This window comes from Priestia megaterium (assembly GCF_023824195.1).
Taxonomy (GTDB): Bacteria; Bacillota; Bacilli; order Bacillales; family Bacillaceae_H; genus Priestia; species Priestia megaterium_D.
Genome location: NZ_CP085442.1, coordinates 3,802,268 through 3,817,825, shown reverse-complemented (window position 1 = coordinate 3,817,825; position 15,558 = coordinate 3,802,268). Strand labels below are relative to the sequence as shown.

Here is a 15,558-nt window from a genome sequence, read left to right as displayed (position 1 = left end):
CTTTCTGATAAAGCTTGTATATATTGATAAAGTAATCTCTTAGGTTACGTCAATTGTTATAGGTAATTTGAAGGGATAGCAGTATAAAAAGGAGGAACAAAATTTATGTTTTTTTGTTGTTACCGTCGCTATGTAGAAAAGATAAAACACCTGTTGTTTTCAAATCGATTTGCTGAATTTATTCAGGAAAACACAAAAAAAGCAGTAGAAGACGTTGTTTATTCCGATACGTTTAAAGAATATGTGATCAGTATTATTAAAGAATCTCAAGAATCACCTTTTAGGGAAATTGCCGAGCAGTATATCGGACAAGAAGTTGTGATTGAAACGACAGCTGGTCCACTTGAAGGTGTGGTCACGTTTGTGGGAGATAATTATTTGGAATTAGTAGAGTCTCCAACGTCAACGGTATTACTGCCATTTACAAGCATTGTGACTATTCAAAGCGCTTAAACGAAAGGAGGAAAAAATATGTTTCAAGATTCATTACGAGAAAATGTAGGTTCATTTGTGCAAATCATCACAGCTATTGACGTTATTAATGGGACACTGCTTGCTGTTACGGACGCAGCGGCTGTTGTACGTACATCAAGCTCATATGGTGAGCCTACGGATGTAACCATTCCACTAGTATCCATTACGTATGTTCGAATTTTCAGCGGAGTTGAGTGAGTTTGAAAGTATCAGTGATTATTCCAGCCTGTAACGAGGCCGATTCGTTATTGCCTGTAATTAAAGAAGTTCAAAAAATGAAGCCGTTTGAGATTATTGTCGTCGTAAATGGATCCAGTGATACAACAAAGGAAATTGCCGAGGGTGCAGGCTGCCGCGTTGTTTATTATGAAGAAGCTCTTGGTATTAATATTGGAAGAGCCATTGGGGCTAAAAAAGCAAAAGGAGATATTTTGCTTTTTTTGGACGGAGATATAGCGGTTCCTTATGAGGAGCTGATGAAATATACGCAGGCTATAGAAACCGGTCATGATATAGCGTTGAACAACCTTTCATGGATTATGAAACGAAAGGTGCGTCCTCATCCTGTTTCAGTTGCAAAATATATGCTGAACTTATGCTTACAGCGTGAAGATTTATCCGTTCAAGCGTTCACAGCTATTCCCCATGCTATCAAGAAAACATCAGCAGCTAAAATTGGATACGAGAACTTAGCTCACCCGCCTCTTGCTCATACGATTGCTCTTTTAAAAGGAATGTCAATCGTTGCACCGTGTTCTTCAGACGTTATTTATACAAATAAGATTAGAACTACCCACAAAACCATCCCTACTAATTCTCCTTTTCCTATTTCCACTAACTATATTATTGGAGATCACATTAAAGCGTTAGCTTATCTTATCGAAGAAAAAGGAATAAGAGGCGGGCTCACAGATGGTGATCGAAACCGAGAAGTTGTTTCCGCTTATACACCGAATGTAAAACGGAAAACAGGAATTAAGTACAGCGCTGTTATTCCAGTAGGTGAAGAAAAAGAGACGATTGAAAACGTGATTAAAGAAGTAAAAAAAGCCGGAGTGGAAGAGATCATCGTGGTTGCCAACGGGGCAGATGAAGTAACCGTTAAGCGAGCGATCGAAGCCGGAGCGACTGTTCTTCATTACAAGCAGCGGCTCGGACACAATGTACCTCGAGCAATTGGTGCGATGTACAGCAGCGGTGAAGTTTGCTTGTTCGTAGATGGAGACATTGTTATTTCCGCGGAACATTTACGTCCATATTTAGAAGCAGCTGACCAAGGAGTTGATGTAGCGCTTAATAATTTAGAGTGTCTGCTTGACGAAGTGCATCCCATCCACTCTGTAAGTGCGGCGAAATATTTTCTTAATATTGTTTGCAAACGTCCGGATTTAACCATTAATACAACGACGGCGATTCCGCATGCAATTAAACGGGATGTAATGGAGAAAGTAGGCTACGAATCTCTTATTATTCCACCTTTATTTCAATTAAAAAGTATCATGTACGGCTTTATGGTTCAGCCCGTTCATTTTGTGGACGTGGCGCGAACGAACCGGATTCGAAAGGAGCATATGAAAGTCAAAGGTTTGGCAGCATCAACGCAGCGAATCCTAGGTGATTATGTAGAAGCCATGGCGTACTATATCAGCCAAACCAGCGAAAGAGGCGAATTTCTTCCGGACATACGAAGACATGATCTTTTGTTTGAGGTGTTGAAGAATGAATAAAAAAGTTGCCGTTATTGGTCTTGGGTATGTGGGACTGCCTCTTGCTCTTTTGTTTGCTAAGAAAAACTACACTGTGATTGGACTTGATATTGACGAGCGGAAAATTGAAGCGCTAAAACAAGGAAAAAGCTATATTCCAGACGTACGTAATGATGTGATTCAAAACGAGAAAAATTTTCAAGCATATGAATTAAAAAAAGGTATTTCGGCATTTCAAGCCTGCGATTATGTAGTGGTGACCGTGCCAACCCCAATTACAGAAACGCACAATCCAGATTTAGGACCAGTTATTAGCGCATCTACTTTCTTAAAAGAACACATGGTAAAAGGGCAAACGATTATTTATGAAAGCTCTACCTACCCAGGTACGCTTGAAGAAATTGTTTTGCCTATTTTGAAAGATTCTAACTTGCAAGCAGGAATAGATTTTTATTTAGCTTATTCTCCAGAGCGAGTTGATCCGGCAAACAAGTCGTATGACATTGAGCATATTCCAAAAGTGATCAGCGGCTACAGCAAAGAATGCCTTCATCATATAAAGATATTTTACGAAAGTATTTTCCAGCAAGTTGTACCTGTTTCTTCTCCTAAAGTAGCGGAAATGTGCAAGCTGTTTGAAAACATTCAGCGCCTGGTCAATATTTCGTTGGTGAATGAAACAAACGAACTGTGTGAGGAATTAGGAATAGATTTTTATGAGGTCTTACAAGCGGCATCTACCAAGCCGTTTGGGTTTACTCCTTATTATCCAGGTCCCGGAATAGGGGGGCACTGCATACCTGTTGATCCGCTTTATTTCTTATGGAAACTAAAGCAAAATGGGTTAACGAGCGAACTTATTGAAGCGGCTCATCATATTAATGAAGAAATGCCAAATAAAGTGATTAGGCGAGTTGAAAAGCAGCTTGAAGCAAATGAAAAGCGCGTGTTCGTGGTAGGCGTTGCGTATAAAAAAGACGTAAATGACATACGTGAATCGCCGGCGCTGACCGTGTGTGAAGGTCTTTTAGAAAAAGGGTATGAATTAACGTATCATGACCCGTATATTGACTCTGCCGTCTTTAATAAGCAAACGTACTTTTCTGTTCCGCTCACAAAAGAGGAAGTCGAAAAAAGCGATGTTGTACTGGTATTAACTGACCATAGTCAGGTGGATTGGTCAATCGTAAAAAATGCAAAAAAAGTTGTAGATACAAGAGGTATTTTAAATGAATGAAGCCGCTGAGTTATTCAGTGGTTCTTTTTTTAGGAGTGATATTAATGAAAACTCTTTCTGTCGTGCTGCCTGTTTACAATGAAGAAGACACGCTAAAGAACGTGCTCAAACAAATTAAGAAAGTGAATGTGCTTGAGATTATTGTAATCGCAAATGGCTGTACCGATGCTTCAGTAAAAATAGCAAAAGAAGAAGGGTGCATGGTAAAAGTAGTGGAAAAACGCCTTTCTCCTCATGAAGCAAGAATGGAAGGAGCCAAAGCTGCCAAAGGAGATGCCGTCTTATTTGTAGACGGAGATATTATTCTTTCTGCTTCTGAGATTGAACGCTTTGTGCAGCCGTTGTTATTTGGACATAGCGATGTTGTGCTAAACAAGTGGGAAAAAACAAAGATAAATGCTTTTAACCGCAGCGAAATGACGTGGAGTGCGGTCTTGCATCATGCGCTTGGAAAGCCTCATCGTGCCAACGCTTATTTAGAAGCGCCTTATGGTGTGCTGTTAAGTGTATTGAAGAACTACTGGGAGCTGCCGCCTCTTTCCTTATTTGTGACGTTTTTAACACAGTATCGTGTAAGCTCGCATATTACGATTGAAACCCAGGGAAAGGGAAGCTTTCGTCCTTTCGATCGCCCGCTGCGCAGCAGAGAACGAATTCAATCCTACCAGCAGCTTCTTCAGACATATTATACGCTTGCGTCAAATCGTAAAAGGCGAGTGAATATGCTGACGCAGCCTATTCCAGTAGCGGAATGCGGCTGGGGGAAATTATCTTCTTTTTATGGAGGTAAACAGCTGTCTGTTATTATTCCGGTTTGCAACGAAGAACAAACAATCAAACAAGTAATTGCAGAAGCAAGAAAACTTGAGCCATTAGAAATCATTGTTGTGATTAACGGCTCTACGGACCAGTCAGAGAAGTACGCCAAAGAACAGGGCGTCAAAACCCTCGTCTATGATGAGCGGTTAGGGCATGACTGCGGAAGAGCTGCGGGGGCACTTGCAGCAACAGGAGATATTCTTCTCTTTATAGACGGAGATTTTGTACTGTCTGCCCAAGAACTATACCCGTTTGCTTCAGCGGTAGCGAGCGGTGTCGATCTAGCTTTAAACATATGTGAAGATGAAGCAAAGCTCACGCATGTGGTGCAGGGGTGGAAGTACGTGTTAAATGAGACGGTAGGAAGAAAAGATTTATTAATGAGCTCGATGACAGCTGTTCCTCATGCCATAAGCAGAGAGTGCCTGCAAAAAATTGGACTTGAGTCTCTTGTGATACCGCCTTTTGCTCAAGTAAAAGCGATAATAGAAGATTTTCATGTGCAGGCCGTTCACCATGTTGACGTAAATAAATTCAATCGGTTTCGATATTCTGAGCACCTACTATTGAAGAACCATTCTCCTACGGCAGAACTCATTATTCACGATCATATTTTTGCTTTTCTCTCTTATCTTCAGCGTGACTGAGCAGGGAGTATTGCCTTACTTCCAAAAGAAACGTTTAAAATGAGATAAAGAAATTTGCTGATATCTTGTTTTTCTGTTCTAACCCCTTGAATTTGTTCACAGTTGTAACTAAAATTGTTACATGTGCAGACAAAAGTAAAAAAGGAGGAAAAGAAATGAAAAGCTATCAGCTTGGAACGTTTTTACTTCGTCTTATGTTAGGGCTAACGTTTTTTATTCATGGTCTTGGCAAATTCCAAAGCGGTATTGATAATACGGTCGGTTTTTTCCATAGCATGGGCATTCCTGCGTTTTTCGCTTATGCGGTTGCGGTTATTGAATTCGTAGGGGGAGCCGCTATGATTCTTGGATTTCAAACGCGTTTAATCGGTGTCTTGTTTGCGATTGTGATGATTGGCGCTATTTTTACAGCGAAAAGCGGTGCTGGTTTTACAGGCGGCTATGAGCTTGAGGTTGCCCTTTTTGTCGTTTCGCTTCATATGATTCTAGCAGGAAGCGGCGCGTACGCGTTAGACAACCGATTACAAAAACCAGAAGAACATTATTCTTAAAAAGGTAGGCGCATAGCGTCTACCCTTTTTTGTAAAATATATCCTTCTATCGATTCATTTTTATTAAAATATACAGCTATCATTTTTAAGAAAATTCTTATATATGGTACTATTTGGTCATAGATGACTGTATAGTCATTCTATTTGAACGATATGGGGAGGTTTTAACATGAAAACCGAAAGAGAAAACGGAATCGTCCGTCAAGTGAATACGATTCAAACAAAAGAAGAGCGCTTTAATCCTTTCTCTTGGTACGAAGAGATGAGAAACAGTGAACCTGTGCAGTGGGATGAAGAAAGGCAGGTATGGGATGTTTTTCACTATGACGGAGTCAAAGAAGTACTGGAACAAAAGAATATTTTTTCTTCTGATCGAAGACCTCCACAAAACCAAAGACAAACTGCTTTAGGAACGAGCCTAATTAATATTGATCCGCCTAAGCACGCTGAAATGAGAGCACTTGTTAATAAAGCTTTTACGCCTAAAGCAATGAAAGCATGGGAGCCTAAAATTGCTCGCATTACACATGAATTATTACAAGAAGTTGAGCACCTTGAAGACATTGATATAGTCGAGCATCTTTCCTACCCGCTTCCGGTTATGGTGATTGCCGATATTTTAGGCGTGCCGATAGAAGACCAGCGTCAGTTTAAAGATTGGTCGGATATTATCGTAGCGGGTCCGTCGAATAATGAACGTGAAACGCTAGAAAAATTGCAGCAAGAGAAAATGAAGGCAAATGATGAGCTAGAAACTTACTTTTATCGAATCATTGAAGAAAAACGCACCCATCCAGGAGATGATATTATCTCCGTGCTTCTTCAGGCAAAAGAAGAAGGGACACAGCTAACGGATGAAGAAATCGTAGGGTTTTCCATTTTGCTGTTGATTGCAGGAAACGAAACCACAACAAATTTAATTTCAAATACGATTTATTGTTTAATGGAAGATAAAGCTTCTTTTGAACGACTCAAACGAGAGAAAGAACTTTTGCCTTCTGCGATTGAAGAAGTTCTTCGCTATCGTTCACCCGTTCAAGCTCTTCACCGAATCGTAAAAGAAGATGTGATTCTTGCAGGCAAGAAATTAAAAGCAGGAGAACACGTCATTCCATGGATGGGATCAGCGCACCGAGACGCGCAGTACTTTGAAGACCCGGATGTATTTAAAATCGACCGAAAGCCAAATATGCATATGGCATTTGGAAGAGGCATTCATTTTTGCTTAGGAGCACCGCTTGCTCGAATAGAAGCAAAAATTATGCTATCTGAGCTGATTGACCGCTATCCGCATATGGACTGGAGCCCGTCATTTGAGTTAAAGCCGATTGAAAGCACATTTGTGTATGGGTTAAAAGAATTATTAATTCGTAAACATGTATAAAAAAAGCACGCTTTGCGTGCTTTTTACTCTTTTTCTGCTTGAATTCTCGCTTCAGCAATTTGATCGGTATGATTATATCCCCATTGAAACATCAGCTCGATAATAGGGATGAGTGTTTCTCCAAAAGGCGTTAAATAATATTCTACTTTAGGCGGAACTTGTTTATAGACTTCGCGGTGGATAATTCCGTCGCGCTCGAGTTCGCGAAGCTGCAGCGTGAGCATTCGCTGCGTCACGCCGGGAATGAGTCTGCGCAGTTCATTAAAGCGCCGGCGTTCCTTTGATAATTGATATAAAATGACGCTTTTCCATTTGCCTCCGACTACATCAACGGCTGCTTCCACAGGGCAAGAATAGCCGTGAGGCTCCCATTTTGTTAAGTCGTATTTCATAGTGATTGCTCCTTTTATCCGTGAGTTCAGCTGCATTTGTGCTGCCTATACTATAGCACGTCTTATTTGATAAAAACATGGAAATGATTCATGGAATTATTGACGGAAAATTAAAAAAGTAATGGAAATAATTATGAGTTTGTTGTATGATGAAACTATGAAAATAAATTTTCCATTAAAAAGCGAAATATTTTGAAAGCGCTTTATTTATAAAGGATGACAGGGGAAAGGGCGGAGGAATGATGAAAAGATTTATCAAAGTAGAAAAAAGAAATCACGTGGCGGTTGTACGAATGAATCAGTCGATGCTCAATCGTTTGAACAGCGAAGTCATGTATGAGCTGCAAGAAACGATGAATGAGCTGCAGCACGATGCGTCGGTTGGATCTATTGTATTTATGGGAGAGTACTATAAAATGAACGGAGACAGCAGAGCCACCTCTTTTTTACGCGAAGAAACAGGAAGGCTTTATCAGCCAATTCATGCAGTAGCAGCTCGAGCCATTTTTCAGCGTATTTCATGCAGCTCCAAACAAACGATTGCGCTTCTTACAAATTTTACGTTTGGCGGAGGGTATGAGTTAGCTTTAGCATGCAACGTGCGAATTGCGGAAGAACCTGTGCAGCTCAAGTTAACAAACGGCATGACCGTTAGTGCGCAAGAAGCGTGCAACATGGGCAAAGTGCAGCATGTTGTGCAAAAAGGAAAAGGATTAGAATATTCACTTGCGCTGAACGCATTAGAAAAGGAAGCTTAAAAAAACGCTTTCACTTTATTTTTATAAAGTGAAAGCGTTTTTATTTTATTTTGTTGATAAAAGGGTATTGAAAATTCTGAAAAAAGGAGTAGAATGATAACAAATCTACTTATTTTAAATAAGCAAAGGAGCTGGTATCAATGCCATTCATTTTTAAAGAAGCGGTAGTCGGATTGTTTACAGCGGCAGCAGCAGGTTTACTGGCGTTTCAAGGGGTAGAAGTGGTGTCAGCCATCATTCATCTGCTAACTTTTTGGAAACAGTAATAGCTAATAAGTAGAGGAACAACTTATACAGATAAGGGGCTTGAGACTTTCTCAGCCCTTTTTGTTGTGGAGTTCATTATTTTTCAGTATACTAACGGTGGAAATTAAGACATAATATGGTTACATAGCAGGGATTTACGAACTCAGTAGGGAAGTATGTAGACTCTGAAAAAATAAACAACGATCGCTTTTACCCGGTAACAAGTTTTGTTATCGGGTAACGTGTGTAAGGGGTGTGGATAAGTGAAAGACAAAAATTTAACAGAAGAACAGCAGCGAGTTGATTGGGTAGTAGAAGAAATCAGCCAAAAAGTTGAAAAGATAGGCAAAAGCGTAGGAAACGTAAAAGGTGAAATTGTCGATTTGCGAAGCACGTTTTGGGACGATGTTACGGTTAATATGGATGAGCCAGATGACGTAATTGAGACATTTACGAGCATTAAGCAGCAGGCAGAACTTTTAGCTGAACGTGAAATTACCCATAGACAAGCGTATGATCAATTAAAAACATTAAAAAAACTAACGCAATCCCCTTATTTTGGACGTTTTGATTTTATAGAAAATGGTGAAAAAGAAGCGGAAGCTATTTATGTGGGCGTAGGCTCCTTAATGGATCAAAAAGATGAAGAGTTTTTAATTTATGATTGGCGTGCGCCTATTTCGAGTCTTTATTATGATTATTCACCAGGAAAAGCGCAGTACGAAACGCCAGGTGAAGCAATTAAAGGCGAGATGAAGCTAAAGCGTCAGTTTATTATCGAAAATAGCGTAATTAAAAGCATGTTTGATACAGGAATTACCATTCGAGACGAGCTGCTTCAAGAAGTGCTCGGACATAATGCAAGCAGTCAAATGAAAAGTATTGTAGCGACCATTCAAAAAGAACAAAACCAAATTATTCGAAATGAAAAAAATAAAGTGCTAATCGTTCAAGGGGTAGCAGGGAGCGGTAAAACGTCTGCAGCTCTTCAGCGCGTGGCCTATCTTCTCTATCATCACCGAAAGCAGCTGACTGCAGAAAACATGATGCTGTTTTCACCAAATCCGCTTTTTAACAGCTACGTCTCAACCGTTCTTCCGGAGCTTGGAGAAGACAATATGAAACAAACAACGTTTCAGCAATATGCCGATGGCCGGTTAGGAAACGAGTTTGAAGTGGAGGACTTGTTCGTTCAAATCGAATATTTGCTAACGGAAAAAAATGCCGCAACAAAAAAGCAAAAAATGCAGGAAATCCGCTACAAGGCAAGCCGTGAATTTAAAAAGCAGGTAGATGCGTATATCGAAGAACTGTCTACTAAAGACATCATTTTTAAAAACATTAAGTTCCGCGGCGAAATCGTATTATCCGCTCGGCGTTTGCTGTCTTATTTCTATTCACTTGATACGGGAATTTCCATACCTAACAGGATGCAGCTCGTAGCGGAATGGGCGCTTAAACTCATTAATCAGCTTGAAAAACTTGAGCGCAAAAAAGATTGGGTTCAAGAAGAAATTCAGCTTTTAGAAAAAGAAGATTACGTGGAGGCCTATCAGCATTTGCAGAAAAAGGAAGGCTACACGGAAAGTTCATTTGACGACTTTGACCGGGAACAAGCGTATTTAGCCAAAGCCGTTGTAGCTAAAAAAATGAAATTTATTAAGCAGGCCATCAAGCAGCTTAAATTTATCGACATTCGCCGTATCTATATGCAGCTGTTTGAAAGAAATCACCTTTTTTCTCACGTAGAGGGATGGGAAGACACTGCTAAAAACACGGTGCAAAGAGTCATGAACATGAAGCTGTCTTATGAAGACGTAACGCCTTACTTATATATAAAAGATCAAATTGAAGGGCGCAAAGCCAATCCTGTCATTCGCTATTTGTTTATTGATGAAGCACAAGACTATTCACCGTTTCAGCTAGCATTTTTAAAAGAGCTGTTTCCGCATGCCAGAATGACGCTGCTTGGAGACTTGAATCAAGCGATCTATGCGCACGCCCTGAACGCACCAACCATTCTTTCAAGCGAACTGTACGAAGAGAAAGAAGCAGAAACGCTGACTCTTACGAGAAGCTACCGATCAACACGTCAAATTGTCGAGTTTTCAAGGGATATGGTGGCAAACGGCCATTTAATCGAGCCGTTTAATCGAGACGGAGCGAAACCGACCGTGACGGCTACAGGCGACGTGCAAAAGCTGGATGAGGCAATTATACACAAAATTAATGAATTGAAGCAGCAAAACTATAAAACGATTGCTGTTATTGCCAAAACAGCTGAGGAAAGTCGTCAGGCATTCCAAGCACTGCCTGAAGCGATGTCTGCAAGGCTGCTAACAAAAGAAACAAGTTCGTTTGAAAAAGGCATGCTTGTTCTGCCAGCTTACTTAGCAAAAGGAATTGAATTTGATGCCGTCATCATTTACAATGCGTCGAGTGAATGTTACCAAGATGAATATGAGCGAAATTTATTTTATACGGCATGTACAAGAGCGATGCATGAACTGCACCTGTTCTCACTTGGTGAAATCAGCCCGTTTATATCAAATAAAGAAACTTATGACTATCAAGGTCAATAAAAGAAGGCAGCCAGTAGGCTGCCTTCTTTTATTATTGACTTTCAAAATGCAGTAAATACTTCACCAAATAAAGGCCTGAGTTTGTTTTTTCTTGAAGAGGAATGGTCAGGCATGTGACGTAATAATATCCTTTTGGAATGTCATAGCTTAAGGTTTCAGATAGGACGCTTTTGATTTCAATCCCATCGCTTTCGACGTGAAAAGGAAGGCGAGTGGTTTTTTCAGCCCGTGATGCGTCTGGAGTTTTGTTTACCCACACTTCAATAAGGGCTTTTGTGTTCGATACGGCTTCAAATGAAATAGCTTTATCGTCTGCGACATATCCTTTTTGAATATCTTCATCACTCCAGTCGTGATGGGGCTTTGGCTGTCCTTTTTGAAATAGCGTAAACTGATGATAAGACATGGTTAGCTCTTGTTCTTTCCATTTTGTTTTCATGATTTCACCTCTTCAAAGTAAAGCTTGTTCAGCTATTATTGGACGATAAATTGTACGCGCGTACCATCTGGGTACTGTTCTAATTGATTTCCAACCCACGAGCCGGCTCCCCGGTTATCAGAAGGTGAAATATAGCGAATGTCAGCTCCTGCTCCGCCTTCTTCGCACATAGCCATTGGCCATTCATCACGGTCATAGCCTGTTTTTGTTGGATATCCTTTCAGCGATTCTTCCCGGTTCGCTTCAGCACCGTCGCGATCAATTGTGCAAACGGAAGAGTGCCCAGCGGCAATCGCGTCACGAATATGATCACCCGTTTCAGGATATCGGTCTAACGGAAAATAAAGCGTCGCATCATAGTTTATTTCAGCTTCCGTTTTTTCAGGAGCTAAAAAAGCCGCATGTCCCATAAACCCTAAAATACATGCCATAATAATGAATAGACTTGCCATTAATTTTTTCCCGTATGTAGCCATCTCAAACCTCCAGTGTAAGTCGTTTTTACAGCTTAACTATACTCTCAGATTGCTAAGTTTAGATTACAGGACAATAAATACGGTGTAAACAAGTACTAACATTTATGTGAAAATGATCTTTTTGTCTTATCCTTAAAACGTAAAAATCCCTCAGAATATTCCGGGAGTTATACGTTTTAATGTGTATCTACTTACGATTCAGATTAAATGGAGTTTGAAGAGGTAGGTAACTAAAAGAAATCTCAGCAGTGAAAAAAAGAGTATACTTCCTTTACTTGACATCATACCCTAATAGGTATAAAGTTGTGTATACATTTACTTCTTGCGTATAGCTTAAAAGCAAGAAACGCAATCATGCATGAGCGGAGGTAGTAGTATGATGGAATATGATAAGCAAGTTAAAAATCGTTTAAAACGAATTGAAGGTCAATTAAAAGGTGTCTTAAATATGATGGAACAAGGAAAAGACTGCCGTGATATTGTGACACAGCTCTCAGCAGCTAGAAGCGCAATTGATCGCACGATGGGTGTTATTGTCAGCACCAACCTTGAACAATGCGTAAGAGAAAGCATTGAAAAAGGCGAGAATACCGAAAACTTAGTAAAAGAAGCAGTAGAGCTGTTAGTAAAAAGCAGATGAGACATTCGTTTCATCTGCTTTTTGTTTTTAATGTACGCTGCTCATAAGGATAAAAACCGCTGTTCCTAAACACAATACGGATAGGAACAGCGGTTTTTTAGGTTTATCTCGTTTTAAGAACAGGAAAGATATATGGAGAGAAAGGAGGAGGTCAAAGTGAGTGATGACAAAAAGTCACCAACATATAATCATACGGAAATTCATCATAAAATTGAGGCTTCTCCAAAAGCGCAGGGAATCAAAGCTGCTTTTCGCTTTAACCACGCTTCTTCTCCGTGGGTAAGAGGAATCAGCTCAGGCTTGTCTTCAAGCCTGCCGATTTTGATAGGAATTTTGTTTGATCATTTGCAGTACGGACTCATTGCAAGCATTGGCGGCTTTACATATTTGTATACAAAAGATGAGCCTTACGCGCAGCGTGGCGTTAAGTTATTTTTAGTTTTGCTGGGCATTACGCTGTGCTTTACACTCGGCTCGTTATTTGCTGACGTAGCTTGGATGAAAACTATTTTATTTGGTGTTATTGGAGCTGTATCGGTTTATGTTTTCGGAGCGTTAAAAATCCCAGGACCTTCTGCCATGTTTTTTGTCCTTTCATTTGCTGTGAGCACGAGCATTCCAGCGCCGAATTTGCAGGCTGTTTTTTTGCACGCAGGACTCGTTTTTTTAGGAGGGGCACTATCTTGGTGTATTAGCATGAGCGGCTGGCTTATTAACCCGCGCGGACCTGAAACTGCCGCTGTGGCGAAAGCGTACAGGCAGCTAGCTTCATTTGTCGGGTCTCTTGGTACGGAATCGTTTCACGCCGAGCAGCATAAAACGGTTGTAGAGCTTCGGGCAGCGGAAACAGCGATGAAACAAGCGAAAATTAATCGAAAAAAATCATCGTTTGCGCATCGTCTATTTTTATTAAATCAAAAAGCCGAAGGGCTGTTTATCTTTGTGATGGCCGCTGCGAACGATTTTAATCCAGCTGTTTCTAAAAAAGCACAAGCGGTGATTGAAACGTTCGCATCCGAAATGGCCACGTTAAAAAAGCATAAAAAAATTCGAGATGTAAGAGAAGAAATTGAAGAGCTGTCTATCAAAGAAGAGCTGCGCACATTATTATTAGATGTAAACGACGTTCTTCAAATGAAGGAATTAAAAGAAACGGAGTATATTCAGTTCTCGCACGGCACGATAAGAGCACGGTTAAAAGCTGCTTTTCACAAACGTTCGTATGTGCTTAAAAACGCTTTGCGCTACGGAATTATTATGATCATCGCTGCAGCCGTTGCCTACACGACAAATATTCCAAGGTCTTACTGGATTCCGCTTACGTGCGCGGGAGTGATGCTTGGAGCAACCGTTCGTGCAACGGTTCAGCGAGGTATTCAGCGCTCTGTTGGAACCATTTTAGGTATTTCAATTGGAACGGGCATTCTGATGCTTGAACCAACGGGAATCGTCATTGCGCTCATTGTCTTTGTGCTTCAGTCGACGATTGAAATTTTAATTGTCAAAAACTACGCGCTCGGCACGCTCTTTATCACACCGAATGCTCTTTTAATTGCTGAAAGCGGTCATCCGGATAAAGCGATTAGCTACTTTACGTCTGCTCGAGTGATTGATATTGTCATTGGTTCTGTTATTGGAGTGGTCGGCACGGTATTAATTTTCAAACGAGCTTCTTCACTTCGTTTGCCATATTTGCTTGGAGCTGTGATACGAAAAGAAGGACAGTTTTTAGAAATGCTAAGCACCGAACAAGATGAAGAAAGAATTAAACGAGAAAGAAATAAGCTTCAAGGAGAACTCGTTAATCTTCGGGCGCTGTACGATAATGTGATTGGAGAATATTCTAAAACGGCCGTCAAACTGGAAGGATTGTGGCCTGCGGTTGTCGCTACGCAGCAGTTAGGTTATATGCTTCTTGCGTCGTTTGAAGGATATAAGCTGTCAGAAACGGAGAAACGAGAGCTTCAGGAAACATTTGCTCAGCTAGCTGCAGCAGCAGAGCAAAAACGAGCGCCAAAGCTTTCAAGTGTTCCGACCCTGAAACACTACCCTATTATTCAAGGAGAAATAGTCGCTTTATATGAAAGTCTGCAGGTAGAAATATAAAAAGCACGGAACCCAGGGGCTCCGTGCTTTTGTTTTTACATATCCACAACTTCATTTACCGTTTTATTTACATCGTCACGCGTCATTTTTTCTTTTCCTTTCATCAGGGCGTTTAATGTTCCATCAGCAAGCGCTAACGGAATTTTACAGAAATGAAGGATCGGAAGCGATTTGACATCTTCTAAATATTTCTTTCCTAGTGAAAGATTGCGGCGAGCGTAGGCAAACATATCTTCTCTGCTCCAATTGTTAGGAAAGAAGCTGACTCCGCGCTCTGAATCTTCCGAGGTATTACGCAGGATATTAACAGACTGCAAGCCGCGTCCAAACGCAATAGCTAATTCTTTGTCTGTTTCCGTGCCGTCATACCATTTCCAAATGTCATTAAGCATCACACCTACTAGACCAGCTACGTAGAACGTATAGTCATCTAAATCCGCTTCATTTTGAATATGCCAGTCTTTTTCTACCCAATCGGCCATTCCTTTGGCCATAATAGAAGTTGCATCTAATACTTGATCTGCAACTCCAGTCGGACAAAGCGCAATCCAGTTGCCGAGCTGAAGCGTTACGTCAGGTAAATCAGCTTGATAAGGACCTACTAATGCCATGTACTCGTCTTCGTTAAAAGACTTTTTTAACAGGTCACTAATGGCGTAAAGCAAGCGGCTTTTTACACCGGCTTCTAGCTCAGGGTGATCTTCAATTTCATCAATTGCCCTCATACATAAGTAAGCAGATCCTACTGCATCCTGCAATTCTGCCGGCAAGTGGCTAATTGGAATAAAAAATGTTCGGCTTGTCTCTTTTAACATCACCATTGCGTTGTCGCGTAATTTGTTGGGTACACTCATTGATAACTAGCTCCTTTTTACATATCCACATGTCAAATTAGTTTAAGTTTTCATCTTATATACTATAGTAACAAAAAATGAGCATTTAATGGAGTTTAAAGATTACTTATTAACGATATTGTCATTATTTTGTAGTATTTGAACAGAGAAACTTGTAACATATACAAGTTTACACTACGATAATACTCGTTCATTCTTCGTTTTACAGAAATAAATGGTTTATTTTTAAGAAAATTGCTGTCATGCT

At 40.4% G+C, this 15,558-nt stretch carries 16 protein-coding genes; 12 read left to right on the top strand and 4 right to left on the bottom strand.

Features of this window, described 5'->3' with window-relative positions; all coding sequences use genetic code 11:
• Positions 1–105 precede the first annotated feature (105 nt).
• From LIS78_RS19845 to LIS78_RS19815, 7 genes are all read left to right on the top strand, one after another.
• Positions 106–453 carry a DUF2642 domain-containing protein gene (locus tag LIS78_RS19845; protein ID WP_195782167.1) on the top strand — a complete coding sequence of 116 codons (348 nt, stop codon included), beginning with the start codon at positions 106–108 and terminating at the stop codon, positions 451–453.
• 18 nt (positions 454–471) lie between these two features.
• Positions 472–672, top strand: coding sequence for a hypothetical protein (locus LIS78_RS19840; RefSeq protein WP_195782168.1), 201 nt, complete (start codon positions 472–474; stop codon positions 670–672).
• 2 nt (positions 673–674) lie between these two features.
• Positions 675–2,201, top strand: coding sequence for a glycosyltransferase family 2 protein (locus LIS78_RS19835; protein WP_195782169.1), 1,527 nt, complete (start codon positions 675–677; stop codon positions 2,199–2,201).
• Positions 2,194–3,417, top strand: coding sequence for a nucleotide sugar dehydrogenase (locus LIS78_RS19830; protein ID WP_252284248.1), 1,224 nt, complete (start codon positions 2,194–2,196; stop codon positions 3,415–3,417). The genes LIS78_RS19835 and LIS78_RS19830 overlap by 8 nt, the downstream gene beginning before the upstream one ends.
• 44 nt (positions 3,418–3,461) lie before the next feature.
• On the top strand, positions 3,462–4,883 hold the full coding sequence (locus LIS78_RS19825) for a glycosyltransferase family 2 protein (protein ID WP_057274143.1): 1,422 nt from the start codon (positions 3,462–3,464) through the stop codon (positions 4,881–4,883).
• A 155-nt stretch (positions 4,884–5,038) separates the two neighbouring features.
• Complete coding sequence (locus tag LIS78_RS19820; protein ID WP_013058570.1) at positions 5,039–5,434, top strand: DoxX family protein; 396 nt, start codon at positions 5,039–5,041, stop codon at positions 5,432–5,434.
• A 169-nt stretch (positions 5,435–5,603) separates the two neighbouring features.
• Positions 5,604–6,818 carry a cytochrome P450 gene (locus tag LIS78_RS19815; RefSeq protein ID WP_192100089.1) on the top strand — a complete coding sequence of 405 codons (1,215 nt, stop codon included), beginning with the start codon at positions 5,604–5,606 and terminating at the stop codon, positions 6,816–6,818.
• Positions 6,819–6,841: 23 nt separating this feature from the next.
• Here LIS78_RS19815 and LIS78_RS19810 read toward each other — a convergent pair whose 3' ends face one another.
• Positions 6,842–7,210: a winged helix-turn-helix transcriptional regulator gene (locus tag LIS78_RS19810; protein ID WP_195782172.1), complete on the bottom strand. Its 369-nt coding sequence runs from the start codon at positions 7,208–7,210 to the stop codon at positions 6,842–6,844.
• A gap of 239 nt (positions 7,211–7,449) precedes the next feature.
• Between LIS78_RS19810 and LIS78_RS19805 the strand changes: the two genes are divergently transcribed.
• The 3 genes from LIS78_RS19805 to helD all read left to right on the top strand — a co-directional run bounded on the left by LIS78_RS19805 (position 7,450) and on the right by helD (position 10,796).
• Positions 7,450–7,968, top strand: a complete 519-nt coding sequence (locus tag LIS78_RS19805; RefSeq protein ID WP_252284247.1) for an enoyl-CoA hydratase/isomerase family protein — start codon at positions 7,450–7,452, stop codon at positions 7,966–7,968.
• A 140-nt stretch (positions 7,969–8,108) separates the two neighbouring features.
• On the top strand, positions 8,109–8,234 hold the full coding sequence (locus LIS78_RS31475) for a hypothetical protein (RefSeq protein ID WP_016765178.1): 126 nt from the start codon (positions 8,109–8,111) through the stop codon (positions 8,232–8,234).
• 243 nt (positions 8,235–8,477) lie between these two features.
• Positions 8,478–10,796: an RNA polymerase recycling motor HelD gene (helD, locus tag LIS78_RS19800; protein WP_252284246.1), complete on the top strand. Its 2,319-nt coding sequence runs from the start codon at positions 8,478–8,480 to the stop codon at positions 10,794–10,796.
• A gap of 31 nt (positions 10,797–10,827) precedes the next feature.
• Here helD and comJ read toward each other — a convergent pair whose 3' ends face one another.
• Entirely contained in the window at positions 10,828–11,235 is a 408-nt protein-coding gene (comJ, locus tag LIS78_RS19795; protein ID WP_209150528.1) for a competence protein ComJ, read from the bottom strand.
• A 35-nt stretch (positions 11,236–11,270) separates the two neighbouring features.
• On the bottom strand, positions 11,271–11,645 hold the full coding sequence (locus LIS78_RS19790; RefSeq protein ID WP_229754616.1) for a NucA/NucB deoxyribonuclease domain-containing protein: 375 nt from the start codon (positions 11,643–11,645) through the stop codon (positions 11,271–11,273).
• Between the two features lie 445 nt (positions 11,646–12,090).
• Between LIS78_RS19790 and LIS78_RS19785 the strand changes: the two genes are divergently transcribed.
• A complete protein-coding gene (locus tag LIS78_RS19785) occupies positions 12,091–12,351 on the top strand; it encodes a metal-sensitive transcriptional regulator (protein WP_013058561.1) in 261 nt (86 codons plus the stop codon).
• 156 nt (positions 12,352–12,507) lie between these two features.
• Positions 12,508–14,457, top strand: a complete 1,950-nt coding sequence (locus LIS78_RS19780) for an FUSC family protein (protein WP_252284245.1) — start codon at positions 12,508–12,510, stop codon at positions 14,455–14,457.
• Positions 14,458–14,492: 35 nt separating this feature from the next.
• Here LIS78_RS19780 and LIS78_RS19775 read toward each other — a convergent pair whose 3' ends face one another.
• Complete coding sequence (locus LIS78_RS19775; RefSeq protein ID WP_013058559.1) at positions 14,493–15,311, bottom strand: squalene/phytoene synthase family protein; 819 nt, start codon at positions 15,309–15,311, stop codon at positions 14,493–14,495.
• Positions 15,312–15,558 lie beyond the last annotated feature (247 nt).

Excerpts from the sequence above, each read along its gene's own strand:
- LIS78_RS19845 (WP_195782167.1), top strand. The coding sequence starts at position 106 with ATGTTTTTTTGTTGTTACCGTCGCTATGTAGAAAAGATAAAACACCTG.
- LIS78_RS19840 (WP_195782168.1), top strand. The coding sequence starts at position 472 with ATGTTTCAAGATTCATTACGAGAAAATGTAGGTTCATTTGTGCAAATC.
- LIS78_RS19830 (WP_252284248.1), top strand. The coding sequence starts at position 2,194 with ATGAATAAAAAAGTTGCCGTTATTGGTCTTGGGTATGTGGGACTGCCT.
- LIS78_RS19825 (WP_057274143.1), top strand. The coding sequence starts at position 3,462 with ATGAAAACTCTTTCTGTCGTGCTGCCTGTTTACAATGAAGAAGACACG.
- LIS78_RS19820 (WP_013058570.1), top strand. The coding sequence starts at position 5,039 with ATGAAAAGCTATCAGCTTGGAACGTTTTTACTTCGTCTTATGTTAGGG.
- LIS78_RS19815 (WP_192100089.1), top strand. The coding sequence starts at position 5,604 with ATGAAAACCGAAAGAGAAAACGGAATCGTCCGTCAAGTGAATACGATT.
- LIS78_RS19810 (WP_195782172.1), bottom strand. The coding sequence starts at position 7,210 with ATGAAATACGACTTAACAAAATGGGAGCCTCACGGCTATTCTTGCCCT.
- LIS78_RS19805 (WP_252284247.1), top strand. The coding sequence starts at position 7,450 with ATGATGAAAAGATTTATCAAAGTAGAAAAAAGAAATCACGTGGCGGTT.
- LIS78_RS31475 (WP_016765178.1), top strand. The coding sequence starts at position 8,109 with ATGCCATTCATTTTTAAAGAAGCGGTAGTCGGATTGTTTACAGCGGCA.
- comJ (WP_209150528.1), bottom strand. The coding sequence starts at position 11,235 with ATGAAAACAAAATGGAAAGAACAAGAGCTAACCATGTCTTATCATCAG.
- LIS78_RS19790 (WP_229754616.1), bottom strand. The coding sequence starts at position 11,645 with ATGGGACATGCGGCTTTTTTAGCTCCTGAAAAAACGGAAGCTGAAATA.
- LIS78_RS19785 (WP_013058561.1), top strand. The coding sequence starts at position 12,091 with ATGGAATATGATAAGCAAGTTAAAAATCGTTTAAAACGAATTGAAGGT.
- LIS78_RS19775 (WP_013058559.1), bottom strand. The coding sequence starts at position 15,311 with ATGAGTGTACCCAACAAATTACGCGACAACGCAATGGTGATGTTAAAA.